The sequence below is a fragment of the Streptomyces microflavus genome (genome assembly GCF_014650075.1).
GTDB lineage: Bacteria > Actinomycetota > Actinomycetes > Streptomycetales > Streptomycetaceae > Streptomyces > Streptomyces microflavus.
In genome coordinates, this window is record NZ_BMUG01000006.1 from 62448 (window position 1) to 88419 (window position 25972).

General features: G+C 72.0%; 22 protein-coding genes. 15 read left to right on the forward strand and 7 right to left on the reverse strand.

The window, feature by feature from the left end; all coding sequences use genetic code 11:
• The first annotated feature begins 24 nt into the window (after positions 1 to 24).
• From IE264_RS18465 to IE264_RS18510, 10 genes are all read left to right on the forward strand, one after another.
• Positions 25 to 1170 (forward strand): acyl-CoA dehydrogenase family protein, encoded by a 1146-nt coding sequence (locus tag IE264_RS18465; RefSeq protein ID WP_032753518.1) that lies wholly within the window; start codon positions 25 to 27, stop codon positions 1168 to 1170.
• Complete coding sequence (locus IE264_RS18470) at positions 1167 to 1568, forward strand: RidA family protein (RefSeq protein ID WP_015612078.1); 402 nt, start codon at positions 1167 to 1169, stop codon at positions 1566 to 1568. Before IE264_RS18465 ends, IE264_RS18470 begins: the two co-directional genes overlap by 4 nt.
• A gap of 131 nt (positions 1569 to 1699) precedes the next feature.
• Positions 1700 to 2158 carry a (4Fe-4S)-binding protein gene (locus IE264_RS18475; RefSeq protein WP_032753520.1) on the forward strand — a complete coding sequence of 153 codons (459 nt, stop codon included), beginning with the start codon at positions 1700 to 1702 and terminating at the stop codon, positions 2156 to 2158.
• Between the two features lie 127 nt (positions 2159 to 2285).
• Positions 2286 to 5189: a Na+/H+ antiporter subunit A gene (locus IE264_RS18480; protein ID WP_032753522.1), complete on the forward strand. Its 2904-nt coding sequence runs from the start codon at positions 2286 to 2288 to the stop codon at positions 5187 to 5189.
• Positions 5186 to 5806: a Na(+)/H(+) antiporter subunit C gene (locus IE264_RS18485; protein WP_015612081.1), complete on the forward strand. Its 621-nt coding sequence runs from the start codon at positions 5186 to 5188 to the stop codon at positions 5804 to 5806. The genes IE264_RS18480 and IE264_RS18485 overlap by 4 nt, the downstream gene beginning before the upstream one ends.
• The gene (locus tag IE264_RS18490) at positions 5803 to 7455 is read left to right on the forward strand and encodes a Na+/H+ antiporter subunit D (RefSeq protein ID WP_015612082.1); all 1653 of its coding nucleotides are present in this window, start codon (positions 5803 to 5805) and stop codon (positions 7453 to 7455) included. Before IE264_RS18485 ends, IE264_RS18490 begins: the two co-directional genes overlap by 4 nt.
• Positions 7452 to 8078 carry a Na+/H+ antiporter subunit E gene (locus IE264_RS18495; protein ID WP_015612083.1) on the forward strand — a complete coding sequence of 209 codons (627 nt, stop codon included), beginning with the start codon at positions 7452 to 7454 and terminating at the stop codon, positions 8076 to 8078. The genes IE264_RS18490 and IE264_RS18495 overlap by 4 nt, the downstream gene beginning before the upstream one ends.
• Complete coding sequence (locus tag IE264_RS18500) at positions 8075 to 8422, forward strand: MrpF/PhaF family protein (protein WP_015612084.1); 348 nt, start codon at positions 8075 to 8077, stop codon at positions 8420 to 8422. Before IE264_RS18495 ends, IE264_RS18500 begins: the two co-directional genes overlap by 4 nt.
• Positions 8419 to 8790 carry a monovalent cation/H(+) antiporter subunit G gene (gene mnhG / locus IE264_RS18505; RefSeq protein WP_015612085.1) on the forward strand — a complete coding sequence of 124 codons (372 nt, stop codon included), beginning with the start codon at positions 8419 to 8421 and terminating at the stop codon, positions 8788 to 8790. Before IE264_RS18500 ends, mnhG begins: the two co-directional genes overlap by 4 nt.
• Positions 8791 to 8878: 88 nt before the next feature.
• Entirely contained in the window at positions 8879 to 9607 is a 729-nt protein-coding gene (locus IE264_RS18510) for a CDP-alcohol phosphatidyltransferase family protein (RefSeq protein ID WP_032753524.1), read from the forward strand.
• Here IE264_RS18510 and IE264_RS18515 read toward each other — a convergent pair.
• Positions 9576 to 10025, reverse strand: a complete 450-nt coding sequence (locus tag IE264_RS18515; protein ID WP_015612087.1) for an FAD synthase family protein — start codon at positions 10023 to 10025, stop codon at positions 9576 to 9578. The genes IE264_RS18510 and IE264_RS18515 overlap by 32 nt on opposite strands.
• A gap of 150 nt (positions 10026 to 10175) precedes the next feature.
• Between IE264_RS18515 and IE264_RS18520 the strand changes: the two genes are divergently transcribed.
• Genes IE264_RS18520 through IE264_RS18530 form a run of 3 tightly spaced genes read left to right on the forward strand, consistent with a single transcriptional unit; the run spans position 10176 to position 14364 of the window.
• Complete coding sequence (locus IE264_RS18520) at positions 10176 to 11438, forward strand: glycosyltransferase (protein ID WP_032753526.1); 1263 nt, start codon at positions 10176 to 10178, stop codon at positions 11436 to 11438.
• Positions 11435 to 13123, forward strand: coding sequence for a tyrosine-protein kinase domain-containing protein (locus IE264_RS18525; RefSeq protein ID WP_032753527.1), 1689 nt, complete (start codon positions 11435 to 11437; stop codon positions 13121 to 13123). Before IE264_RS18520 ends, IE264_RS18525 begins: the two co-directional genes overlap by 4 nt.
• Positions 13120 to 14364, forward strand: coding sequence for an MATE family efflux transporter (locus IE264_RS18530; RefSeq protein WP_032753528.1), 1245 nt, complete (start codon positions 13120 to 13122; stop codon positions 14362 to 14364). The genes IE264_RS18525 and IE264_RS18530 overlap by 4 nt, the downstream gene beginning before the upstream one ends.
• Here the strand turns inward: IE264_RS18530 and IE264_RS18535 are convergent.
• Entirely contained in the window at positions 14333 to 15898 is a 1566-nt protein-coding gene (locus tag IE264_RS18535) for a hypothetical protein (RefSeq protein ID WP_032753529.1), read from the reverse strand. The genes IE264_RS18530 and IE264_RS18535 overlap by 32 nt on opposite strands.
• Positions 15899 to 16003: 105 nt before the next feature.
• Here IE264_RS18535 and IE264_RS18540 point away from each other — a divergent pair, with 105 nt between their 5' ends.
• On the forward strand, positions 16004 to 17167 hold the full coding sequence (locus tag IE264_RS18540; RefSeq protein ID WP_032753530.1) for a glycosyltransferase: 1164 nt from the start codon (positions 16004 to 16006) through the stop codon (positions 17165 to 17167).
• A gap of 12 nt (positions 17168 to 17179) precedes the next feature.
• Here the strand turns inward: IE264_RS18540 and IE264_RS18545 are convergent, their stop codons facing one another.
• From IE264_RS18545 to gmd, 5 genes are read right to left on the reverse strand one after another with little or no spacing between them, the layout of a single operon-like run.
• Positions 17180 to 18019, reverse strand: a complete 840-nt coding sequence (locus IE264_RS18545; protein WP_032753531.1) for a glycosyltransferase family 2 protein — start codon at positions 18017 to 18019, stop codon at positions 17180 to 17182.
• Positions 18016 to 18756, reverse strand: coding sequence for an Rv1352/Rv1906c domain-containing protein (locus IE264_RS18550; RefSeq protein WP_015612094.1), 741 nt, complete (start codon positions 18754 to 18756; stop codon positions 18016 to 18018). Before IE264_RS18550 ends, IE264_RS18545 begins: the two co-directional genes overlap by 4 nt.
• Positions 18757 to 18760: 4 nt before the next feature.
• Positions 18761 to 21022, reverse strand: coding sequence for a LamG-like jellyroll fold domain-containing protein (locus IE264_RS18555; RefSeq protein ID WP_032753532.1), 2262 nt, complete (start codon positions 21020 to 21022; stop codon positions 18761 to 18763).
• Complete coding sequence (locus IE264_RS18560; RefSeq protein WP_051821672.1) at positions 21019 to 23802, reverse strand: DNRLRE domain-containing protein; 2784 nt, start codon at positions 23800 to 23802, stop codon at positions 21019 to 21021. The genes IE264_RS18555 and IE264_RS18560 overlap by 4 nt, the downstream gene beginning before the upstream one ends.
• A complete protein-coding gene (gene gmd / locus IE264_RS18565) occupies positions 23799 to 24812 on the reverse strand; it encodes a GDP-mannose 4,6-dehydratase (protein WP_015612097.1) in 1014 nt (337 codons plus the stop codon). Before gmd ends, IE264_RS18560 begins: the two co-directional genes overlap by 4 nt.
• Positions 24813 to 24928: 116 nt before the next feature.
• On the opposite strand from gmd, the gene IE264_RS18570 reads away from it, so the two are divergent.
• Positions 24929 to 25912 carry a GDP-L-fucose synthase family protein gene (locus IE264_RS18570; protein ID WP_032753533.1) on the forward strand — a complete coding sequence of 328 codons (984 nt, stop codon included), beginning with the start codon at positions 24929 to 24931 and terminating at the stop codon, positions 25910 to 25912.
• Positions 25913 to 25972: the final 60 nt, after the last annotated feature.

Here is a 25972-nt window from a genome sequence, read left to right on the forward strand (position 1 = left end):
AGACGCGACAAGAAGGGCGCCGCCATGACGGCATTCTCCCTCGAACCGGCACAGACCGCCTGGTGTGAGGAGCTGCTCACCCTCGCCGAGCAGCGGCTGCGCCCGCTGGCGGAGAAGGGAGAGACCGGGCGCGTCAACCGCCCGCTGCTGGCCGCCCTCGGCGAGCTGGGCCTGCTGGAGCGGATGTTCGGCTCCGGCGCGCTGGACCTGTGCCTGCTGCGGGAGTCCCTGGCCCGGGGCTGCACCGAGGCCGAGACCGCGCTGGCCCTCCAGGGCCTCGGCACCACCCCCGTCGTCCGGGCGGGCACCCCCGCCCAGCGCGCACGCTGGCTCCCCGAGGTCCGGGCGGGCCGCGCCGTCGCGGCGTTCGCGCTGAGCGAGCCGGGCGCGGGGTCCGACGCCGGCGCCCTGAGCCTGGCCGCCGAACCCGCCCCGGGCGGCTGGCGGCTCACCGGCGAGAAGTGCTGGATCTCCAACGCCCCCGAGGCCGACTTCGCCACCGTCTTCGCCCGCACCACACCCGGCGCCGGTCCGCGCGGGATCACCGCGTTCCTGGTCCCGTCCGACCGCCCCGGACTCACCGGCCAGGCCCTGGACATGCTCTCCCCGCACCCCATCGGCACCCTGGAGTTCGACGGCGTACCGGTCACCGCCGACGACATGCTCGGCGAACCCGACCGGGGCTTCCGGGTCGCGATGGACACCCTCAACCTCTTCCGCCCCAGCGTCGGCGCCTTCGCCGTCGGGATGGCCCGCGCCGCCCTCGACGCCACCCTCGCCCACACCGCCCGGCGCACCGCGTTCGGCGGCCCGCTCAGCGACCTCCAGGCCGTCTCCCACCAGGTCGCCGAGATGGCCACCCGCACCGAGGCCGCCCGCCTCCTGGTGTACGCGGCGGCCGCGGCGTACGACGCGGGGGAGAGCGGCGTGCCGCGCCGCGCCGCCATGGCCAAGCTGTACGCCACCGAGACCGCGCAGTACGTCGTCGACACCGCCGTCCAGCTGCACGGCGCCCGCGCCCTGCGCCGCGGCCATCTGCTCGAACACCTCTACCGCGAGGTCCGCGCGCCCAGGATCTACGAGGGCGCCAGCGAGGTGCAGCGCACCATCATCGCCAAGGAGCTGTACGCGTCCGCCGCCGCCCAGGAGTCCCAGGAGCCGCCCGTATGAGCCCGTCCCACCGGATCAACCCGGCCGAACTCGCCCCGCCCACCGGCTTCTCGCACGCCGTCGTCGCCACCGGGAGCCATCTGGTCTTCCTGGCCGGGCAGACCGCCCTCGACCAGGACGGCAAGGTCGTCGGCGCCACCCTGCCCGAACAGTTCACCACCGCCCTCACCAACCTGCTCACCGCCCTGCACGCGGCGGGCGGCGCCCCCGCCGACCTGGCCCGCGTCACGGTGTACGCCACCGATGTGGCCGACTACCGGTCCAACGCCCCCGAACTGGGCCGGATCTGGCGCCGGCTGGCGGGGCGCGACTACCCGGCGATGGCGGTCATCGGAGTGGCCAGGCTCTGGGACGAACAGGCGATGGTCGAGATCGACGGGGTCGCCGTGCTGCCCTGACGGCGGGGACGGTGGCTCCACGGCAGCCGTGGTCGCGACGGTGGGCCCCGCCCGCCCGAGTCGCGGCCCCGGGCGGGGCGGGCGAGGCTGGAGGAGCCCGTACGGACACCGAGCCGCCAGGAGGGTCCGCGGTGACCAGCGACAGCCGACCGACCCCGCCGCACCCCGCCGCCCGGTCCTACGACGGCGAGGGCATCACCGTCAGCTTCGACGCGCACCGGTGCCTGCACGCGGCCGAATGCGTACGCGGGCTCCCCGCCGTCTTCGAGGTCGGCCGGAAACCATGGATCCTCCCCGGCAACGCCCCCGCCGACGAGGTGGCCGACGTCATCCACCGCTGCCCGAGCGGGGCCCTCCAGTACCACCGCACCGACGGCCTGCCCGACGAGATCCCCGACGTCCCCACCCATGTGTCGCTGCACCCGGACGGGGTGCTGCACCTGCGCGGGGACCTGGAAGTCGCCACCCCCCACGGGCCGCACCACGAGACCCGGGTCATGCTCTGCGGCTGCGGCGCCACCGGGAACACCCCGTACTGCGACCACAGCGGAGCCTGCGCCCGACACGACCAAGGTGCCGAAAAAGGCTGAAACGGCTCCCTGCGCAGTGGGCCGGGGGGTGCGCGGCGCGCCGGTCGGGTGAATCGGCCCCGGGGATATATCTGTATTTAGTGCACTTTATTCCGGATGCCCTGCCGCCCGACCCGGACACTCCCCTGTGATCGCGCTCATCGTCAGCCACTTCGTGCTGGCGGCCTGCGCGGGCCCGCTGGTGCACCGGCTCGGCAGGCGCGCCTTCCTCGTGCTCGCCCTGCCCCCGGCCGCCGCCACCGTCTGGGCCTTCACCCGCTGGAACACCGCCGCCTCCGGTGACGCGGACACCTGGTCCTGGCAGTGGATCCCGGACTACGACGTCTCCTTCGACCTGCGCCTCGACGCGCTGGCCGAACTCATGGTGCTCCTCGCCGCCGGGGTCGGCGCGCTCGTCCTGCTCTACTGCGCCTCCTACTTCCGGGACGACACCCCGCAACTGGGCCGGTTCGCCGGGAACCTGCTCGCCTTCGCGGGCGCGATGCTCGCCCTCGTCCTCGCCGACGACCTCATCACGCTGTACGTCTTCTGGGAGCTGACCACGGTCTTCTCCTACCTGCTGATCGGCCACGGCAGCGAACACCGCCACAGCCGCCGCTCCGCGCTCCAGGCCCTCGTGGTCACCACACTCGGCGGGCTCGCCATGCTGGTCGGCTTCCTGGTCATCGGTCAGGCGGCGGGCACCTACCGGATCTCCACGATCGTCGCCGACCCGCCCGAGGCGACCCTCGCCGTCTCCATCGCCCTCGTCCTCATCCTGTGCGGGGCGCTGTCGAAGTCCGCGATCTGGCCGTTCTCCATGTGGCTGCCGAACGCCATGGCCGCACCCACCCCGGTCAGCGCCTATCTGCACGCCGCCGCGATGGTCAAGGCCGGGGTCTACCTGGTCGCCCGGCTCTCCCCGGCCTTCGCCGACGTACCCGTGTGGAAGCCCGTCATCCTGGTCCTCGGCGGTGCGACCATGCTGCTCGGCGGCTGGCGGGCGCTGCGCCTCAACGACCTGAAGCTCGTGCTCGCCTACGGGACCGTCAGCCAGCTCGGCTTCCTCATCCTGCTCGCCGGCACCGGCAACCGGAACGCGGCCCTCGCCGCCGCCGCCATGATCCTCGGCCACGCCCTGTTCAAGGCGCCCCTCTTCCTCGTCACCGGCATCGTCGACCACGCCACCGGCACCCGCGACCTGCGCAAGCTCTCCGGAGTCGGCCGCTCCCTGCCGTACGTCGCCGGGGTCGCCGTCCTCGCCGCCGCCTCCATGGCCGCCCTGCCGCCACTGCTCGGCTTCGCCGCCAAGGAGGCCGCCTTCGAGGCGCTGCTGCACGGCACGGCCGCCGAGCGGTGGGCGCTGGCCGTCGTCGTCGCGGGCTCGGCGCTGACCACCGCGTACACCCTGCGGTTCGTCTGGGGCGCCTTCGCCCGGAAGCCCGGCGTACCCGACACCCCCGTACACCGCGTGGGCCGGGCCTTCCTCGCCCCGCCCGCCCTGCTCGCCGTCCTCGGCCTGGTCCTCGGCCCGGGTGTCGGCTGGACCGACCGGCTGCTGGGCGCGTACGCCGACACCTATCCCGCCCCCGCGGACCCCTACCACCTCTCCCTCTGGCACGGGCTCGGCACCGCCCTGCTCCTGTCGGCCGTCGCCTGGGCCGCCGGTACCGTCCTCTTCCTCGGGCGCACCACCGTCACCAAGGTCTCCCGCCGCATCGCCTGGCCCACCGCCGACAGCGTCTTCGGCCATCTCCTGCTCGGGCAGGAACGTCTCGCCCTCCAGGTCACCGGTTTCATCCAGCGCGGTTCCCTCTCCGTCTACCTGGCCACCACGCTGCTCGTCATGGTCGGCGGACAGCTCGCCGTGCTCCTCACCGACGAGCCGTGGGAGGGCGCACCGGCCCCCCGGCTCTGGGACAACGTGCTCCAGGGCGGCGTGGCCCTGCTCACCTGCATCGTGGCGCTGCTCTGCCTGACCGTACGGCGCCGTATGAAGGCGGTCGTCCTCAGCGGTCTGATCGGTTACGGCACCGCCCTGCTCTTCGTCGTCCAGGGCGCCCCCGACCTGGCGCTCACCCAGTTCTGCGTCGAGACCGTGGCGATGATCGTCTTCGTCCTGGTGCTGCGTCGGATGCCGGTGCACTTCGAGGAGACCGTCTCTCCCTGGCGGCGGGCGATCCGCATCCCGGTGGCCCTCCTCGCGGCCGCCACCATCGGCGTCGCCGTATGGGTGGCCGCGGCCGCGCGCACCGCGGAGCCCGCCGGCGCCGCCATGGTCGAGGAGGTCGCCGATCACGGGTACAAGGACGTGGTCGCCACGATCCTGGTCGACCTGCGCGCCTGGGACACCATGGGGGAGTCCGCCGTGCTGGCCGCCGCCGCCATCGGTGTCACCAGCCTGATCTACCTGCACCGCCGCAGCGACGGATCCATGGTCCAGGACGAGCTGAAGGGCCGTACCGCCTGGTCGCTCTCCGCGCAGCACTCGTCCCGGCTGCCACAGGGCGACGACGTCGCGCCCGAACGCAGCTGGCTGGCCGCCGGTTCGACCCTGGCACCCGAGCACCGCTCGATCGTCTTCGAGGTGGTGGCCCGGCTGATCTTCCACCCGATCCTGATCCTCTCGGTCTACCTGCTGTTCTGCGCCGAGAACATGCCGGGTGGCGGCTTCGTCGCGGGGCTCGTCGCCGGAGTCGCCTTCATCACCCGCTACCTGGCGGGCGGCCGCTTCGAACTGGCCCGGGCCGCGCCCCTGCAACCGGGGCTCTTCACGGGACTGGGGCTGTTCATCTCGACCGCCGTGGGGCTCCTCGGCCTCCTGGACGGAACCGTGCTGCACGCCTTCACGTACCACGGCCACCTGCCGGTCTTCGGCGACTTCCACATGAGTACGCCGGTCCTCTTCGACTTCGGCGTCTACCTCCTGGTGCTCGGCGTCGTCCTGGACATCGTCCGGGCCCTCGGTGCCAAGATCGACCGGCAGATCGAACGGGCCGCCGGAGCCCTCACCGCCTCCAACAGCGCCATGACGGAGGGGGATCCCCGATGACTGTCAGCGCCTCGCTCCTCGCCACGGCCGTGGTGCTCTGCGCCGTCGGCGGCATCCTCATGCTGACCCGGCCACTGACCCGCATCCTGCTCGGCGCCGTCATCCTGAGCAACGGGATCAACCTGCTGATCCTCGCCTCGACCGGTACCGCCGGCGCCGCCCCCCTCCTCTACGGGGTCGACCTGCGCCGGGTCACCGACCCGCTGCCGCAGGCCATCGCGCTGACCGCCATCGTGATCACCCTCGGCACCACCGCGTTCCTGCTCGCCATGGCCTACCGCAGCCACCAGATCACCGGCACCGACGAGGTGCACGACGACCTGGAGGACCGGCGCATCGTGCTCCGCGCCGAAGTGCTCTCCGAACGCGCCCAGTTGCGCGAGGATTTCCGCTCCGGCGCCGAACCGACCGCCGACGAGCGCGAACGCTACCGCGAGGAGCGCCGCAGACTCCGCGACCGGCTGCGCGCCGACCGGGCCCGCCAGGCCCGAGGCCGCGATGCCTCCGGCGACCTCTGGAACGACGTCATCGGCGCCGACCCCGAGGACTACGAACGCGACGGCGACGCCAAGGCGGACGACCGCTACCCCCGCGACGACCGAGGAGCCACCGGATGAACGCGCTCGTCCCGCTGCCGGTGCTCCTTCCCCTCTGCGCCACCGGCCTCAGCCTCACCTTCGGCACCCGGATGCAGCGCTTCCAGCGTTTCATCAGCGTCGCCGTACTCACCGCCGTCCTGGCGCTCTCGGTCATCCTGATGATCGCCGCCGACCGCCAGGGCCCGCTCTCCGTCCACCTCGGCGACTTCGCCCCGCCGCTCGGCATCACCCTGGTCGCCGACCGGCTCTCCGGCCTGATGCTCACCGTCTCCTCGGCCGTCACCCTCTGCGTGCTGATCTACTCCCTCGGCCAGGGCATGACCGACCGGGACAAGGAGACCCCGCTCGCCGTCTTCCACCCCGCCTACCTGATCCTCGTCGCCGGAGTCTCCTGCACCTTCCTCGCGGGTGACCTCGTCAACCTCTTCGTCAGCTTCGAGATCATGCTGGTGGCCAGCTTCGTGCTGCTCACGCTGGGCGGCACCGGGCCCCGCATGCGGGCCGGTTCCACCTACGTGATCATTTCGCTGTTCTCGTCGATGCTCTTCCTCATCGCCATCGCGATGACGTACGCGGCCCTCGGCACCGTCAACTTCGCCCAGCTCGCCGAGCGGCTGCCCGGCCTCCCGCTCGGCGTGCAGACCCTCATCCAGGCGATGCTGATCACCGTCTTCGCGATCAAGGCCGCCGTCTTCCCCCTCGCCGCCTGGCTCCCCGACTCCTATCCGACGGCGCCCGCCCCCGTCACCGCGGTGTTCGCCGGACTCCTCACCAAGGTCGGCGTCTACTGCATGATGCGGACCGAGACCCTGCTCTTCCCGGGCAACCGCATCGGCGACCTCCTGATGGCCGTCGCGCTGGCCTCCATGATCATCGGAATCCTCGGCGCAGTGGCCCAGACCGACCTCAAACGGCTGCTCTCCTTCACTCTGATCAGCCACATCGGCTTCATGGTCTTCGGGATCGGCCTCGCCACCCGCGAGGCGTACGGCGGTGCCATCGTCTACGTCGTCCACCACATCACCGTGCAGACCACCCTGTTTCTGGTCGCCGGTCTGATCGAGCGCCGGGGCGGGACCACGGAGCTGACCCGGCTCGGCGGACTCGCCAAGGCCGCGCCGATGCTGGCCCTCCTCTTCTTCGTCCCCGCGATGAACCTGGCGGGCATCCCTCCGCTCTCCGGTTTCATCGGCAAGCTCGGGCTGATGCGCGCGGGCGTCGCCGACGGCTCCGCCTGGGCCTGGATCCTGGTCGCCGGCTCGGTGGTCACCAGCCTCCTGACGCTGTACGTGGTCGCCAAGGTCTGGAACCTGGCGTTCTGGCGGGCCGCTCCGCCGGGGCTGGCCGAGGCGGGGACGGTCCTGGAGTCCGGGGACGACAGCGACGACGACACCGACGAGGGCCCCGACGGGGTCCCCGGCACCGGTGACGAGGGCGTCACCATCGTGCGGCAGCCGGCCGGCGGACCCGTGGCGGCGACGCTCCGGGGGAAGGCGGTCATCACCACCAGCAGGCTTCCCCGGCCCATGATGGCGGCGACCGCCGCGACGATCGTGCTGGCCCTGTCCTTCACGGTGTTCGCCGGACCGCTCACCACCTTCACCGACCGGTCGGCCGTCGAACTGCTGAAGCGCACGCCCTACATCGAGGAGGTGCTGGGCAGGTGAGCCGATTCCTGCGGCTCTCGTTCCGCGACTCCGACCTGCCGCCGATGAGCTGCAAGGTCGGCCGACGCGGACGGGTGCTGGACCTGCCGCTGATCGCCTGGCTCACCCTCATCTGGGTGCTGCTCTGGTCGACCTTCAACCTGGCCAACATCATCACGGGCGTGATCGTCGCGAGCGCCGTCTGCCTGGCCTTCCCGCTGCCGCCGGTCGACTTGGGGCTGCGGCTCCACCCGTGGGGCATCGTCCGCCTCGCCGGATACCTGCTCTACGACATGTACACCTCGGGCGTGCGGGTCACCCGGCAGATCTTCGGCGAGACCCCGCACCGGGCAGCCGTCATGGGCGTGCCCCTGCGCTGCCGCGGCGACCTGATGCTCGCCGCCGTCGCGGTGGCCGTCTCCAACGTGCCGGGCGGCTCCGTCATCGAGGTGCGCCGGGCCACCGCCACCGTCTTCCTGCACGTCCTGGACGCGGACCGGCCCGAGGAGCTCGAAGCCGCCCGGCGTCAGGTCTGGCGGCTGGAAGAACTGACCGTACGGGCCTTCGGCACCCGGGACGAGATCGCCCGCGTCGCCGCACCGCCCCCACCGCCACAGCTCGCCGCCGGAAGGCCCGCACCATGAGCGTTCTCGAACACGTCGACCGTATTCTGCTGACCGCCGCCATCGTCCTGGTCCTGGTGGCGGGGCTCCTGCTGCTGGTCCGGATCTGGCTCGGCCCCTCCATGCTGGACCGGGCGATCTCGCTCGACGTGATCGCCGCCCTGATCATCGCCGGTCTCGGCGCCAAGTCGGCCTTCGCGCGGGACCCGTTCTACTTCCCGATCATGCTGGTGCTGGCGTTCCTCGGCTTCACCGGCTCGGTGGGCATCGCCCGCTTCATCGCCGTACGCGACCGGCCCGCCGTCACGGTCCCGACCCACTCCCCAGGTCCGGACGCCGGCCGGACCGAGGAGGGCACGCAGTGAACGTCTGGCTCCAGATCCTCGACACCGCCGGGGCCCTGCTCGTCCTCCTCGGCGCCGCGATCTGCCTGCTCGGAGTGATCGGCATGCTCCGGCTGCCCGACGTCCTCTCCCGCAGCCACGCCGCGACCAAGCCCCAGACCCTCGGCATCCTCCTGGTCCTGGCAGGGGTCGCACTCCGGCTGCGCAGCGGCATGGACCTCGCCACGCTCTCGCTCATCGGCTTCTTCCAGATGCTCACCGGCCCGGTCGCCTCGCACCTGGTCGCCCGCTCGGCGTACCGCACCGGACAGGTCCAGCACGAGGAGCTGCTCTTCGACGAACTGGACGAGCAGCTCACCGACGGGAAGCAGCCCCCCGGCCCGGCATGATCACGGAACTGTTCCGTCCCCGCCAATCACGCCACGGCCCCGCTGCCCGCATGCCATGATGCGGGCAATGCCGGACGCTGGGGGGCGTATGGGAAGCACGGGCACAGTGCTGCGCGAACTGCGCGGCGCACAGAAGAGCGCCAAGGGCGTCTCGCTCTACTCGCGGTACGTGAACCGCCCGGCCGGGCGGGTGCTCGCGGCGGGCGCGTACCGGGCCGGGCTGACACCCAATCAAGTCACACTGGTCAGCGCGGTTTTCACCTACGCAGCACTTGCGGCAGTGGCACTCGTGCAGCCGTCCTGGACGCTGGGGCTCGTGGTCTACGCGGCGCTGGCAGTCGGCTTCGCCTTCGACTCCGCCGACGGCCAGCTCGCCCGGCTCACCGGCCGGGGCGGGCCCGACGGGGAGTGGCTGGACCACGTCGTGGACTGCGGCAAACTGCTGCTCGTCCACGCCGCCGTACTGATCTCCTTCTACCGCTTCGGCGAACTGCCCTCGGACGCATGGCTGTTGCTGCCGCTGGGCTTCCAGCTGGCCGCCGTGGTGACCTTCTGCGCGGGGCTGCTGCGCGAACAGCTCGGAAAGGCGGCGGCTGCCGGCGCACCGGCGGGCTCCACGGCCGCTCCCGTATCAAGGGCGCGGGCAGTCGCCCTGCTGCCCGCCGACTACGGGGTGTTCTGCCTGGTCTTCCTGCTGCTCGGCGCACCCGGGGCCTTCCGGGCCGGGTACGCCGCGCTCGCGGTGGTCCACACGCTCTTCCTGGCGGCGTTCCTCACCAAGTGGTTCAGGGAGCTGAGAGCGCTCCGTCCCGGCTGACCAGGACGTCCAGCGCCCGGCGCAGCTGGGTGCTGGACGTGTGCACGGTGTACGGGAAGTAGACGACCTCCACGCCGACCTCGGCGAAGTCGCGCTCCAGCTTCTTCCCCTTCTCCGTGCCCCGCCAGTCGTCGCCCTTGAAGATCACGTCGAACCGGACCTGCTGCCAGGTCTCGACCTTGTCCGGCACGGTCTCCACGAACGCGGCGTCGACGAACCGCACACTGCGGACGATCTCCAGCCGCTCGCGCAGCGGGATCACGGGCGTGTGGCCCTTGGCGAGCGCGGCCATCTCGTCCGAGACGACCCCCGCGACCAGGTAGTCGCACTGACTGCGGGCATGCCGCAGGATGTTGAGGTGGCCCACGTGGAACAGGTCGTACACCCCGGGCGCGTACCCCACCCTGTGCTGCACCATCCGTATCTCTCCCCCCACGGTCAACGTGATCCGGTGATGTTCCAACGACCTTACTGTGAAGAACACTTGTGCAAGCCGTGAACGGATAAGCTCGACAGGGGCTGTTCCCGCAGGGGGCAGCGGCTGTCGTGGGGGGAAGGCGATCGTCCGATGTCCGATGCCGAACGGCACAGGCCGTTTCTGAACCGCCGCCTTCTGGTGGTCTCGACGAACTACGCACCGGAGGTCACGGGCATCGGCCCGTACGCCACTCAACTCGCCGAGCACTGGGCCGCGTCCGGCGCCCGGGTGCGTGCGCTCACCGGTATGCCGCACTACCCGTCCTGGCAGCTGGACGAGGCGTACCGGAGCGTGTGGCGGACGGTGGAGATACGCGGCGGCGTCGGCGTGCACCGGCGCAGACACTATGTGCCGCCCCGTCAGACCGCCCTGCGCAGAGCCGCGTTCGAGGCCTCCGTGCTCGCCACCGGGCTGATCGCGCCGCCGCCGGGCAGACCCGACGCCGTGATCGCGCAGATGCCCAGCCTCGCCGGCGGTGTCATCGGCGCCCGCCTGGCCCGCCGCCACCGCGTCCCGTACCTCCCCGTCGTCCAGGACCTGATGGGCGCGGCCGCCGCCCAGAGCGGCATACGGGGCGGCGGCCGGGCGGCCACCGTCGCCGCGGCGGCCGAGCGGTACGCCCTGAGCGGCGCGGCCCTCGTCGGGGTCATCCACGAGAGCTTCGTCCCCGGCGTCACCGCCCTCGGCGTCGACCCCGGCCGCATCCGGATCGTCCCCAACTGGACCCATGTGCAGGCCCCCACCGCCGACCGGGCCGCCACCCGGGCCCGGCTCGGCTGGGGCCCCTCGACACCCGTCCTGCTGCACTCCGGCAACATGGGCCTCAAGCAGGGCCTCGAAGTCCTGATCGACACCGCCCGCCTCGCCGCGGACGTCCGGATCGTCCTGATGGGCGACGGCAACCAGCGCGACGCCCTGCGCGCCCGCGCCGAGGGGCTGCCCAACGTGGACTTCCTGGAGCCCGCGGGGGCCGGGGAGTTCACCGACGTCCTCGCCGCCGCCGACGTCCTCGCGGTGACCCAGCGGGCCTCCGTCCTCGACATGAGCGTCCCCTCCAAGCTCACCTCGTACTTCGTCTCCGGCCGCCCGGTCATCGCCTCCGTCGCCGACGAGGGCGGCACCGCCGACGAGGTGCGCCGCTCCGGGGCCGGGGTGCTCGTCGCCCCCGAGGACCCGGCCGCCCTGCTGGCGGCGTTGCGGAAGCTGGCCGCCGACCCGGCCGCGGCCGACGCCCTCGGGGCGGAGGGGCCGCAGTATGTCGCACGCCACCTGAGCCGGGAGGCGGGCCTCGCCCGCTTCGACGCCCTGCTCGCCGAGGCCCTGCAGGACGGACAAGGGAGCCCGAGCCGATGACACCTGTGAACCGTGTCCTGGACGACCAGGACGAACCGGCGCTGCTGCGCGACCAGTTCCGCCAGCTCCTGCGCTACCGGGCGCTGCTGGCGGTCGGTGTCGTGATCGGGCTGCTCGGCGGCGGCTACCTCGCCCTCAGCGGCGAGGACACCTACACCGCCACCGGCGAGGTGCTCGTCCGCTCCGCCATCTCCGACCCCTTCGCGAGCGGCGCCACCGCCGACAAGGGCATCAACATCGGCTCCGAGCGGCAGACCGCCGTCAGCGACACCGTCGGCACCCTCGCCGCGGGCACCCTGCTCAAGAAGGGCGACGACGTGACCGCCCGGGAGCTGCTCGCCGGGCTCCAGGTCACCAACCCGCCCAACACCCTCACCCTCCGCTTCGCCTACACCGGCGCCACCCCCGAGCAGTCCCGGGCCCGCGCCGAAGCCCTGGCAGGCGCCTATCTGGCCCACCGCAAGGCGCGCACCGAGGAATCCATCAAGAACATGTCCGACGGCTACCGGGCCCAGCTCGACCCGCTGGAGGAGAAGCGCGACCTGCTGGAGAAGCAGACCGGCTCGGGCGCGGCCGACGACGTCACCAGCGCCCGGGCCAACATCATCGTCTCCATCTCCGAGCTCAGCCGGAAGATCTCCGAGCTCAAGGCCCTGGACACCACCCCCGGCTACCTCAACAAGAAGCCCGTCGCCCCCACCGCGCCCACCGGCCCCGGCCTGCCGCTGCTGCTCGGCCTCGGCGGTGTCGTCGGCCTCGCCCTCGGGCTGCTGCTCTCCTGGGTCCGGCTCGTCTTCGACCCCGCCGTACGCTCCGGCCGCGAGCTGGTCCGCTCGCTCGGCGCCCCGCTGCTCGGCACCCTGCCCCGCGAACGCACCGCCACCGGGTCGGTGCTCGCCATCGGCCGCAGCGGCTCCCGGCTCGCCGAGGAGTACCGGGCCGTCGCCTTCCGGCTCGCCTACGACCCCTCGTTCGCCGAGAGCCGCCGACTGCTGGTCACCGCCCCGCGCGGCGACAACGAGGAGGCCGCGGCAGCCGCCGCCAACCTGGCCGCCGCCTTCGCCGAGATGGGCCGGGACGTCCTGCTCGTCGAGGCCGATCTGCGTACGCCCTCCCTCGCCCGCGCCCTGGGCCCCGCCGCGCACGAGGTCCGCCCGCCGCGCTGGGCCGCCGAGGAGGGCGACGGCAGCTGGCCCACCGGCGGCCGCTCCAACGTGGACGTCCCCGGCTCCGGGGCCTTCGCCCTGATCCCCGGCACCACCGTCGACAACGTCCCGCGCGCCCTCACCTCCACCCCTGTCGGCCGCATCGTCGCCGAGGCCGACCGGCCCGGCAGCGTCGTCATCGTCCTCGCCCCGCCCGTCCTCTCCTACGCGGACGCGGTCGCCCTGGTGGACCGGGTGGAGGGCGTCATGATCGTCTGCGACCCGCGCGCGGTGCACCGCAGCGACCTGGAGCGCATCCGCGAGATCATCGGCGCCTCCGGCGGCTCCGTCCTCGGCGCCCTGCTCCACCCGGGCCGGCGGCGGCTGACCCGGTCGGAGCGCCGGCCGAAGTCCGGCCGGCGCCGCAACGGCGGCGGCGGGCCCACCCCGACCGCCGAGCCGGACGCACCCGAGATCACCGGCGATCCCACCGAGACCCTCGGCCTGCGCTCCTTAACGCTTCCGGCGGCGCGGCGGTGAGAGCCCGTACGGCCGTCCTCTGCTCGGTCGCGGACCAGGGCGTGGCGGCGCTCACCAACATCCTCGTGCTGGTGGCCGCCGCCCGGCTCTCCACCGTCGCCGACTTCGCCCGCTTCTCCGCGGTCTACCTGGTCTTCACGGTGCTGCTCGGCGTCTCGGGCGCGTACACCGGGCAGCCGCTGGTCCTCAGGCGCGGGGGAGGGGAGGAGACCCGGAGCGCCTGCCGTTCCGCCGTCGTCTTCACCGTCCTCGCCGCCGCCGCGCTCGGCGCGCTCCTGGCCGCCGTCTGCTTCCTCGTCCCCGGGGACACCGCGTGGGCCCTCCTGACGCTGGGCCTGGTCCTGCCGGTCGTGCTGGGCCAGGACGCCGTCCGGTACGCCTTCTCCACCCTCCAGCAGCCCCATCTCGCCCTGCTCTCCGACCTGTTGCGCCTGGCCTGCGTCCTCGGGGCGCTCGGGGCCCAGGTGTACGGGGCGTCCCCGGCCCTCCTGATCACCGTCTGGGGCCTCTCCGCCCTGCCCGCGCTCCTGCTCTCCGCCGCCCTGCTCCACCGCTCCACCGCCGGGGCCCCGCTGGTGCTGCGGCCGATGCTCCGGCGCGGCCACCTCGGGCAGCGGTTCACCGTCGAGTTCGGGGTGGGCAACGCGACCAGCCAGCTCTCCGTCCTCGGACTCGGCGCCGTCGGCAACCCGCTGCTCGTCGGCGCCCTGCGCGGGGCGACCACCCTGTTCGGGCCGCTCAACGTGCTGTTCACCTCCGCCACCTCCTTCGGCCCCCCGCTGCTCGGCCGCATCACCGAGGAGCGCCGACGCGTCCGGGCCACCGCCGCCCTCGCCGCCGCCCTCGCCGCCACCGCCGGACTCTGGGCCACCGTCCTGGCCCTGCTCCCCGACAGCGCGGGGCGCCAACTCCTCGGCGACACCTGGTCCGTGGCCGCCGCCCTGCTGCCCGCGACCGGCAGCCAGTACGCGGCGATGGCCGTCGGCACCTGCGGAATGCTCGCCCTGCGGATGCTCGACCCGCGCACCACGCTCGCCGTCCAGGTGGTCTTCTCGCTCACCGCCGTGGCGTTCCTCGCGGGCGGTTACGTTATCGGGGGCGTCCTCGGCGCCGCCTGGGGGCTCTTCCTCGGCTCGCTCTGCAAGGCCGCCGCCACCTGGATCCGGGTCGCCCGGATCCGGCGCCGGAAGGCGGCCCCCGACGAGGCCGTCACCGCCGGCGTCCTGCCCTCTGCTCCCTGAACGTGCTGATCAGCAGCAGACAGAGCGCGGCGATGGCCAGCTTCCCCGCCGCCTGGAGCAGCGGGCCGCGCAGCAGGATGAAGGTGTACCCGGCGATCAGCGGCGCGGCGATGGCCAGCACACTCCCGGGGCCGGGCCCCGCACGGGTGACGGCCCGCGCGTACCGGCGGTCGGTACGGGCCGCCGCGTACCCGATCAGCGCCATCCCGCCGGCCATCCCGGTCGCGCCGAAGTCGACCCAGAACTCGGTCCACAGCGGGGCCGAGAGGTTGGTCATCCGCAGCCCCATCCACTGCCCGACCCGGACCCCGGTGTCCTCCGGCTTCCCGCTCCACACCGCGCGCGGCACGAAGAACAGTGCGGAGCCCGTCAGCTGGCGGCCGTAGGTGTGGCCCCGGGTGTCGACCCACGAGATGGTGTTGGCGAACATCACCATCTGGTCGTAGTCCTTGGTCACCAGCGGCTCGAAGACCGAGGCCGACTGCGCGGGCCGCTGCCCCTCGTCGTCGTACCGGAACTTGTCCGCGTACGGGAACACCACCAGCGCCCCCACCACTCCCGTCGCCAGCACCGTGCGGTAGACCGCCGCACTGCTCGGCATCGCGGTGAACACGAACGCCATCAGCACCGTCAGGAACCAGTAACGGGCGTTGGAGATCGGGTTGTTCACCACCAGGTTCAGCGCCCCCAGCGCCACCCAGACCAGCACCGTCGACGGGGTGCGGCGGGCCCGGTAGGAGGTCGCCAGGCGGCGGGTGTAGAGGAGCAGCGCCAGCAGCGCCGGGACCTGGCCGAAGCCCTTGATGAAGGCCGAGCCCACATTGGACCCCTCCGTGACCACCCCGCTCGCCGCGACGGTCTCGGTGATCTCCTGGCGGCTGGAGAAGAAGACCGCCGGCCCGCCGAGCTTCAGCACGTAGAACGCGCTCGCCGCGAACGCCAGCACCACCAGCAGCCGCAGCCGCACCGGGTGGGCCACGGCCGGCCCGCCGCCCGCGCTCCGCGCGGAGGGCGTACGGCGCCGCAGCGGGCGCCGTGAGGCCAGCAGCGCCCCCAGATCGTAGGCGGCACACCCCAGCAGGACCATCGCGACGGCCGTGATCAGATCCTGCCGCGGCCCCACCATCGGTGTCGGCGTCTGCCCGATCACCACCTGGGCGAAGGGGGCCACGCCCATGGCGATGTACACGAACATCCAGAAGACGCCCTGGAGCAGCCGCCGCCGGGTGGAGAGGATCATCGTCGCCAGCCGGGCCCCCGCATAGCAGGTCAGGACCAGCTGGAGCCAGTACGCGGTGTCCCGGACGCCGTTGCCGGGCTGTGCGGCGATCACCGCGGGCAGGAAGCAGACCAGACCCAGGATGAGCGGCACCGACACCGCCCGAGACAGCATCGCCCAGGCGATCGGCCGCTCGGGGGGTTCGAAGGGCCCGCCGCGGGCCCTGGACCGCTCCGGACGCGCGGCCGCGTCGACTGCCGGTCCCCCGGCCATCTCCTCGGCCGGTCCGTGCGCCGACGTGTGCACCGACGTCATGCGCCCCCCGTTCAGTGAACCGCTGAACACTCTAACGAATCAACCCACTTGAGGGGATCCAATGACTACCCTGTGAACAACTTGCCGCAGTCGAGGGGAACTCTGGTGAAAATCCTGCACGTCGTCACGCTCCATACCCCGGACCACGCCTTCGGCGGTCCGACCCGGGTGGCGCTCAACCTGTCCAAGGTCCAGCGGGCCGCCGGGGACGACGCCCGCATCATGGCCCTCGGAGACGGTTTCCCCGACGGCGAACTGCCCAGCCATGTCGAGGGAGTTCCGGTCCACCTCTTCCAGGCCCGGCACCTGCTCCCGATGTTCGAGGTCAGCGGTATCACCTCCGCCGCGCTGCTGAACACCGCACGCCGCATGATGCGCGGCGCCGACCTCGTACACGTCCATCTGATGCGGGACCTGGTGACCCTGCCCGCCGCGCTGCTCGCACTGGCGACCCGGACGCCGCTGGTCGTCCAGACCCACGGCATGATCGACCCGACCGAGAAAAAGGTCGCCCAGCTCACCGACCTGCTCGGGGTGCGCAAGGTGCTGCGCAGCGCGGACGCCGTCCTGCACCTCACCGAGATGGAGCGGCTCGATGTGAACGCCGTCGCCGCCCCCGTCCCGCTCACCCGCACCGTACGGCTGGTCAACGGCGTCCGCCCGCAGGAGCGCAAGCCCGCCCGCGACCCCGGCCGGCCGCCCACCGTGCTCTACCTCGCCCGGATCCAGAAGCGCAAGCGGCCCGAGGACTTCGTCTCCGCGATGCCGCACGTCCTCGCCCGCCACCCGGACGCCCGCTTCGTCCTGGCCGGACCGGACACCGGCTCGCTGCCCGGCACCCTCGCCCTCGCCCGGAAGCTGGGCGTCACGGACTCCCTGGACCATGTGGGCCCGCTGGAGCACGACGAGGTCCTCGCCGCGGGACGCGAGGCCGATGTGTACGTGCTGCCCGCGATCGAGGAGCCGTTCCCGGTCTCGGTCCTGGAGGCGATGTCGGTCGGCACCCCCGTCGTCATCACCCGCACCTGCGGGCAGGCCCCCGATGTGGCGGAGGCCGGGGCGGGCCGGGTCATCGACAGCCGGGTCGGCGAGGACGCGGCCAACGCCCGCAAGGTCGCCGACGCGATCCTGGAGCTGCTGGAGCCGGAGGCCGCCGAGCAGGCGGGCAAGGCCGCCTGGGACCTGGTCAACGACCAGTTCACCATCGAGGTCGTCACCGCCACCCTCCGGCGGACCTACGAGGACGTGGTCCGCCGGAGGCGAGGGTGAGCGGCGCGCGGTTCAACGTATCGGCTTCTCGCGGGACTTGAGGGCGATCTGCCAGCGGTAGAAGCTCATCGCCAGCGCGAAGTCGAGCCCGGCCCGGCCGTCCAGGAAGCCCCGCCGGTAGAGGTACATGTACGCGAACGACACCACGGGCTTGAACGGCGCCTTGTGGAACAACTGCCCCTGGCGTGACTTGACCTGGCGCACCTGCTCCTTCACCTGGGGGTGCTGCTCCAGCCACGCCTCCCAGTCCGAGTACCGGTTGTGCCGCTCGAACCAGGCGGTGACCGGGTCGAGGTCCTGGTGCTCGATGGGGTTCTCCAGCGTCCCCACGGTCGCGGCGACCGGCTGGTAGTGGCCCTCCACCTCCCCGATGCCCGGCGCGTCCAGGTCCCCGACCTCCGGGTAGTAGGAGCGGGTGCGGTCGGTCAACGACCGCTTGCGGATGGTGTATCCGTGCCGCAGCCGCTTCCCCGAGAACCAGTACCCGAGCGGGATGTCGTACGCGGCGGGCTTCGGCGCCGACGGATCACGGAAGGTCTCCCGCAGCTCGGCCAGCAGCCCCGGGCTGAGCCGCTCGTCGCCGTCGAGCAGCAGGATCCAGTCCAGGTCGGTGCGGACGTTCTCCAGGCACCACTGCTTCTTCCGCGGATGGCCCCCGTCCCAGGTGTACGTGACCACCTCGGCCCCGCACTCCTCGGCGATCTTGACGGTGTCGTCGGTGCTGTGGGAGTCCACCACGACGACCGCCTCGAAGTGGCCGAGCACCGATTTCACCGCCTCGGCGATGTTCAGGCCCTCGTTCTTCGTGGGGATCGCCACGGCTATGGGGAGCTTGGTCTTGCCGGCGGTCATCCTTTGGCTCCTTCGGCCAGCCAGGCGTAGCAGCCTGTGGAGGTGAACGTACGGGCGGACTTCGGGATGGTGATCTTCCGGGACTTTCCGGTGTCGGAGGTACCGGAGGCCAGCTCCTTGCCGCCGGCCCCGGTGATCTGCCACGAGCAGCTCGTCGTGGGGGAGGCGGAGCGGTAGACGCCGGGCCGGAGCGTCTTCCCGGCGTGGGTGCCGTCCACATAGGCGTACGCGGCCTCGTCGACCAGGTCCTGGTGCTGGGGGCAGAGCCCCGCCACCGCGGCCGGGGCGTCGGGGATCTCCTGGGTGGCGATCGCGCCCACGGCGGTGTCCCGGTCGGCCTTGACCAGGTAGCGCAGCTTGTCGCAGGTCTCCTGGCCGGTCTGGAGCACGGCGGCCGGGTCCATGCCCTTGGGCACCCGGTCCTCCAGATACTCCTTCTGCTTCTTGGTGAAGGTCCCGGTGGCCGGGGTGATCTCGTCGGAAGGTGTCTTCGGGCCCTCGGCGGTCGCGGCGGGAGCGGACGGCCCGGGGGCCGCCGGCTCCTCGGTGGCGGGCGCGGCGGGCGGAGCGGGTGTGGTGGGCGTGGTGGCGGACGGGCCGGGGACGGAGGGCCCGGAGGCCGCGGGGCGCTGGGCGCCCGCGGCCTCCGGGTCGTTCCCGTCCGCGGACGAGCCGCAGGAGGCCAGCACCGCCGCCGTCAGGGCGACGGCGGCGCAGGCCAGGAACGGATTCCTCATCGGATCAGCTGTTCCTCAGGGCGTAGTGCGCACTGACCTGGGAACCGGTCAGCGCGGTCGGATAGACGGCGGTCTCGTCGATCTCCCCGGCGAAGAAGTTGCTGGTGGGACGGTTGGGCCAGCCGGACAGGTTGTCCCCGCCGACCCGCCAGTACCCCGGGTAGTTCTCGTTGGTGGAGTACAGGATGTTCGACGCGCGCAGCTGCCCGTCGACGTACAGCGACATCCCCTGGCCGAGGGGGCCCTGGGTGGCGACGACGTGGTGCCACTGGCCGTCGTTGTAGGCGGCCGAGGTGGCGACCGTGCGCGTTCCACCGCTCTGGACGCCGAACACGAGGCGCCCGTCGTTGCGCATGTAGACGTGCTTGTCGTGGCGGCTGCTGTTCTGCTGGTTCAGGTTCCCGAAGCCGATGATCTTCCCGCCACGGGTGGTGGTGGTCTTGATCCAGGTCTCCACCGAGAAGCGGGTCGGCTGGGCGTGCTGACGGTTGCTGTACGCGTACTCGTCGGTGCCGTTGAACCCGATCGCGGTGGACGGTCCGGCGACGGCCGCCGGGGTCTGCCGGTAGGCGGGGCCGTTGCGCAGGAACCCGTTGTTGAGGTTGCCGCTGCTGTCGTGGGCGAAGGTGGAGGTGCCCTCGTCGTAGCGCCAGTAGAGGGTCGCCCCGTCGGCCTTGACCCGGGCGGGGTAGGCCTCGGTCGTGGTGGCCACGGTGGCGGACTGGGCTGGGGACTTGGCGCTGGTGTTGGTGCCGTCGCTCGCGGTGATCCGGTACGAGTAGGTCTCGCCCGGTACGACGTCGGTGTCCGTCCAGCTCAGCTGCGGCCGGTTCCAGAAGACCGAGTAGCCGGTCGTGGTGTGGATGGGGGTGTTCGACCCGTCCTTGTAGATCCGGTAGGTCAGCTCACCGTCGTCGGTGTCGAAGCTGGTCTGCCAGTTCACCTCGATCTTCCCCGGATTCAGCGTGGACAGGCTGACGTTGGGCACCCAGGGCGCCCCGGTGTCCGGGGCGTCCGAGAACCGGGTCAGCCCCTGCTGGGGGGCGCTGTTGACGGTGGTGAACTCGCCGCCGACCCACAGGTAGTGGCGGTCGCCCTTGGCGGTCTGGGTCATCACCCGCGGACCGACCGGCTCCCCGATGCCGTCGTTGGTGTCCGGGAACCAGGGCAGCAGCGTCGGGTCGTCGACCGACTGGGCCAGCAGGTGCTTGCGCGGCTGGTCCGGGAAGGCGCCCATGGAGGAGCAGTCGTGGGCGTGGCTGCCGCTGTAGAGCACTCCGGAGTAGACCGCCACGGCCTGGGTGGCGCCCAGGCAGGTGTCGCGCCAGCGCTGCTGGAAGTCGCTCAGGTTCAGGGCGATCCGGCCGTCGAAGACCCCGCCGCCGGTGCCCTCGTTGCCGGTGTAGAAGCCGGTGGCGTCGGTGGTGATGTCCTGGACGGTGGAGTTGTTGTGGATGAACCCCGCGTAGGTCTTGGTGAGTTGTCCGGTGGTGGCGTTCACCACGGCCAGGGCGTGGGTGGTGGTGCCGTTGATCCGGAAGAAGTCCCCGCCGAGCAGCACGTTCTGCCCGTCCGGGGTCACCTCGATCGCCCGGGCCACCTCGTCGGCGTTGGCCGTGAACGGCAGCAGGGAGGCCCCGGCGGTGGAGACGGCCGCGAAGTGGCTCCTGCTCTGGCCTCCGACGCTGGTGAAGTCGCCGGCCAGGTAGACCGTGTCGGACGTGACGGCGAGCGCCCGAACGGTGGCCGATACGGCGATCTTGAAGTTGGAGCGGACGGTGCAGGTCGCGGTGTCGATGGCAGCGAAGTTGCTGACCCCTTCCCCGTTCACCGCCCCGAACTGGCCGCCCGCGTAGAGCGTCTCCCCGTCGGGGGAGAGCGCCAGCGAGCGTACGGTCGCGGTCCCCGAGGAGATCGTGAACGACAGCGAGCAGTCGGTGGGCGCCCCTGTCGCCGCGTCGAAGGCGGCGAAGTTCACCGCGGGCTGCTCATTGGTCCCGGGTGCGGCCTTGGGCGGCCGCAGGGTGGAGAAGGTGCCGCCCGCGTAGACGACGCCGTCGCCGGCCGCCATCGACCAGACGATGCCGTTGGTCTGCCAGGTGGAGAGGTCGTCCGCGGTGATGGCCACCGGAGGGGTCAGCGCCGCTGCCGGGGAACCCCCGACCGCCGTGGCGGTCAGGGCTCCGGCCAGCAGGCAGAGAGCGGCGGAGGCGGCCCGAACACGGCCGCGTCCTCCGGATCTTTGCCCCGTACTTCCGTTCATCATTCAGCTCCGAAGGTGAGAACGAGCTGCGGCCTGGAGGCCGCCGATCCTGCCTCGCTCGACCAGATGCGGAGACTGTCCGTCCCGCTGCTGGTCAGGGCGAGTGAGTAGGCGGAGCCGAGGGCCCCGCCCAGTGCCGGCGCGGTGAGCTCCACCGAGTAGTCGGTGGAGACGGCGGTTGCGCCGGTGATGGTCCCCAGCACGGACGCGGAGAGCGCCGGCCGGGAGTTGTAGGTGACCGCCGACTCGGTCCAGGCGCCGGTGACCGGCACCACGGTGTGGCTGTCGGTGGAGCCCGCCGTCGGATCCGACGACGTACGGAACTGGAGCCGGGCCCCCTTGAGGACCTGCCCGGCCGGGGCGGCGGGCAGGGTGAAGCGCAGATAGCCCAGGTAGGGCGTGGTGCCCCGGCAGGCCAGCTGCTGGTCGTTGTAGTTCGCGTTGGCCGCCACGCCGTTGACGTACGCGTCCTCGGTGGGCAGGAGGCTCACCGTGGTGTCGCCGGGCGGGGCGGGTGCCTGGGCCAGCTGGTGGTGGGCGGCGACCTGGGCGGCGGTGAGTGCGGAGGGGTAGATGGCGCTCTCGTCGACCTGCCCCGCGAAGTAGGTGGAGGAGGGCCGGTTCGGCCAGGCGTTGTTCATCGCGTCACCGCCGACCCGCCAGTACCCGTTGTACGAGCGGTTGCCCGCGGCCGTGTTGGCGGCGACCCGCGCCCCGTCCACGTACAGCGCCATCCCGCCGGGCCCCTGGGTGGCGACGGCGTGGTGCCACTGCCCGTCGTTGAAGCCCGCCGAACTGGTCAGGGTGGGGCGGCTGTTGGTGCTGCCGACCTGGACGCCGAAGGCGAGCCGGCCGTTGTCGGTGAGGTAGAGCAGCTTGTCGGAGACGGAGCTCGTGTGGCCCTGTGCCGTACCGATGTTGTTGCCGTACCCGACGAGCCGCCCCCCGCTCGTCGACGTCGTACGGAACCAGGTTTCGATGGAGTACGGGGTGGGCGAGGTGTAGCGGTGCAGCCGGTCGCTGTACACGTACTCGTCGCTGCCGTTCAGTGAGAGCGCGGCCGAACCGGCGACGGCGGAGGGCGTGGCCCGGTACGTGGGGGTGTTCACGTACACCCCGCCGTTCCGGCTGTCCGACGCGTCCGCCGCGAACGCCCCGCCCGGCTCGTCGTAACGCCAGTACAGATCGGCCCCGTCGGCCAGCACCCGCTCCTGGTACGGGGAGGCGGTGGAGGCGGCGGTCACGGAGACGGCGGGGGAGAGCGCGCTGGTGTTGCCGGCGCCGTCGGTCGCCGTGATCCGGTAGGAGTACGTCTGCCCGGCGGCCACGTTGCGGTCGGTGAAGGTCAGCTGCGGGCGGCTGAAGAAGAGGGACGAGCCGGTCGTGGTGTGTACCGGCACCGCACCCCCGTTCCGGTACACCCGGTACGTCAGCAGGCTGTCGTCCAGGTCCAGCGAGGACCGCCAGCTCACCCGCACCTCACCGGCGCGCGGCGCCGACACACTGGCCGCGGGAAGGCTCGGCGCACCCGTGTCCGGGGTGCTGGCGAACCGGGTCAGCGCCTGCTGCTGCACCCCGTTGACGGTGGTGAACTCCCCGCCCACCCAAAGGAAGTCACGGCCCTCGCGGGTGGCGACGGTCAGCGCGCGCGGCCCGACCGGCTCCCCGATCCCGTCGTTCGTGTCGGGCAGCCACCCCAGCAGCGCCGGATCGTCGACGCCCTGCGCGGTCAGGTGCTTGCGCGCCTGGTTGGGGAAGCCGCCCATGGTCGAGCAGTCGTGCACATGGCTCGCCGCGTAGAGCACCCTCTTGTGGACCCGCAGCGCCTGCGTCGCCCCCTGGCAGGTGTCCCGCCAGCGCTGGCCGAAGCCGTCCAGCTCCATGGCGAGCCGGCCGTCGAAGGAGTTGCCGCCCCGGCCCTCACCGGCCGCGTACCAGCCGCCGGACGCGGAGTCCGTGACGATGTCCTTGATGACGGCCGTGGACGGGATGAAGTTGTTCGGATAGCCCCGGGTGAGGGCTCCGGTCGTGGCACCGGTCACCGCGATCGCATGGGAGTTGGCGCCGCCCACGGTGAAGAAGTCGCCGCCGATCAGCACCGACTGCCCGTCCGGCGTCACCCTCAGGGTCCGCCCCGGGTCGTCCGCGTCCGGATTCCACCCGGTCACCGCACCCGCCGGGGTCACCGCGCCGAAGAAGCGCCGGGTCTGCCCGTTCACCGACTGGAAGTCGCCGCCCGCGTACACCGTGCCGTTCGGTGCCACGTCCAGCGCGCGGACCGTCGCCGAGAAGTCCGGCGCGAACCCCGCCCGCCGCGTGCAGGTGGCCGTGTCGACGGCGACCAGCCCGTTGGCGCTCGTCCCGTTGACCGCGTTGAAGTACCCGCCCACGTACAGCGTCGACCGGTCCGGCGACACGGCGAGCGCCCGCACGGTGGCGGTGCCGCTGCTCCGGGTGAAGGAGAGCGGGCAGCCGGCCGGAGCCCCGGTCGCCGCGTTGAAGGCGGCGAAGTTGACGGCGGGCGTGGAGCTGCCGCCGGAGGGCGTTCCGGCCGGGCGGACGGCGGAGAAGGTGCCGCCCGCGTAGACGACCCCGTTGGCCTCCGCCAGCGCCCACACGATCCCGTTGGTCTGGTAGGTGGGCAGGTGGTCGGCGGTGAAGCCGACCGGGTCGGTCAGCGCGGCCGCCGGGGGCGCGGCGGCCACCGGGGCGAGCACCCCGGCGGCCAGCGCGAGGGCGGCGGTGAGGGCGCCGGTACGTTCCCGGAGCCCCGCCCCCCTCATCTGTCCACCCGGACGGCGGCCCCGGTCAGCTGGTCCGAGAGCAGGCGGATGTCCGCGTCGACCATGATCCGGGCCAGCTCCCGCGACTTCACCTCGGGCTTCCAGCCCAGCAGCTCCTCAGCCTTGGACGCGTCACCGATCAACGCGTCGACCTCGCTGGGGCGTTCGTACTTGGGGTCGTACCGCACATGCTCGGCCCAGTCGAGGCCCGCGTGCTCGAAGGCGAACTCCAGGAACTGCCGGACACTGACCCCCTCACCGGTCGCGACCACGTAGTCGTCCGGGGTATCGCACTGGAGCATCCGCCACATGGCGTCCACGTACTCCGGCGCGTACCCCCAGTCCCGGATCGCGTCCAGGTTGCCCAGGTGCAGCCGGTCCTGGAGGCCGGCCTTGATCCGGGCGACGCCCCGGGTGATCTTCCGGGTCACGAAGGTCTCACCGCGGCGCGGCGACTCGTGGTTGAAGAGGATCCCGTTGACGGCGAACATGTCGTACGCCTCGCGGTAGTTGACCGTCGCCCAGTACGCGTAGACCTTCGCCACGCTGTACGGGCTGCGCGGGTGGAACGGGGTCTTCTCGTTCTGCGGGGGCGGGCTGGCGCCGAACATCTCGGAGGACGACGCCTGGTAGATCCGGGTCTGGATCCCGCTGGCCCGGACCGCCTCAAGGAGTCGGATGGTGCCGAGCCCGGTGACGTCACCGGTGTAGAGCGGGGCGTCGAAGGAGACCCGCACATGGGACTGGGCGCCCAGGTTGTAGACCTCGTCGGGCTGGATGTCGCGCAACAGGTTCACCAGCGCCACACCGTCGGTGAGGTCCGCGTGGTGCAGGACGAAGGAGCGCTCCGGCTCCTCGGGACCCTGGTAGATGTGGTCGATCCGCTCCGTGTTGAAGCTCGACGAGCGGCGTATCAGGCCATGGACCGTGTACCCCTTGTCGAGCAGCAACTCCGCCAGGTACGAGCCGTCCTGGCCGGTCACTCCCGTGATGAGCGCGGTCTTCGCCACGATTCCCCCTTCTCTGCTGTCCGCCTGTGCGACGAACAAGTCACCGACATATCGGAATTAGAGCGTTCTGCGGCAAAACATCTCCGCAGTCCGTTACTGCTGGCACAATCCGAGCCATGACGACCGAACTCCCCGTCCCACCCAAGGAATCCGCCCGACCCCTACTGCGCCCCGGCTCCCGCATATTCGTCGCGGGCCACCGCGGACTGGTCGGCTCGGCGGTGGCCCGCCGCCTCGCCGACGACGGCCACGAGGTCCTCACCCGCGGCCGTGACCTCCTCGACCTGCGCGACGCCGCGCGGACCGAGACGTATCTGCGGGACATCCGCCCGGACGCCGTGGTGCTGGCCGCCGCCAAGGTGGGCGGGATCATGGCCAACAGCACCTACCCGGTGCAGTTCCTGGAGGACAACCTGCGCATCCAGCTCAGCGTGATCGCCGGGGCGCACGCGGCCGGGACCGAGCGGCTGCTCTTCCTCGGCTCGTCGTGCATCTACCCCCGGCTCGCCCCCCAGCCGATCCGCGAGGAGTCGCTGCTCACCGGGGAGCTGGAGCCCACCAACGAGGCGTACGCCCTGGCCAAGATCGCCGGAATCGTCCAGACCCAGTCCTACCGCCGGCAGTACGGCGCCTCCTACATCAGCGCCATGCCCACCAATCTCTACGGGCCCGGCGACAACTTCGACCTGGAGACCTCGCACGTCCTGCCCGCGCTGATCCGCCGCTTCCACGAGGCGCAGCGCGACGGGGCGCCGGAGGTCACCCTGTGGGGCTCCGGCTCGCCGCGTCGCGAGTTCCTCCACGTCGACGACCTCGCCGCCGCCTGCGTACGCCTGCTGGAGGCGTACGACGGTGACGCGCCCGTCAACATCGGCTGCGGCGAGGACCTCACCATCCGCGAACTCGCCGGGACCATCGCCGAGGTGACGGGCTATCAGGGACGGATCGGCTGGGACACCTCGAAGCCCGACGGGACCCCCCGCAAGCTGCTCGACGTCTCCCGTCTGACCTCCCTCGGCTTCAAGCCGCAGATCCCGCTGCGCGACGGCATCGCCCGCACCTACGCCTGGTGGCTGGGGCAACTCGCTCCCACCGCCTGACCGTTCGCCACTGCGCTTGCCGGTCGCGCAGTGGCGCACCGGGGTTCCTCGCATCGTCGG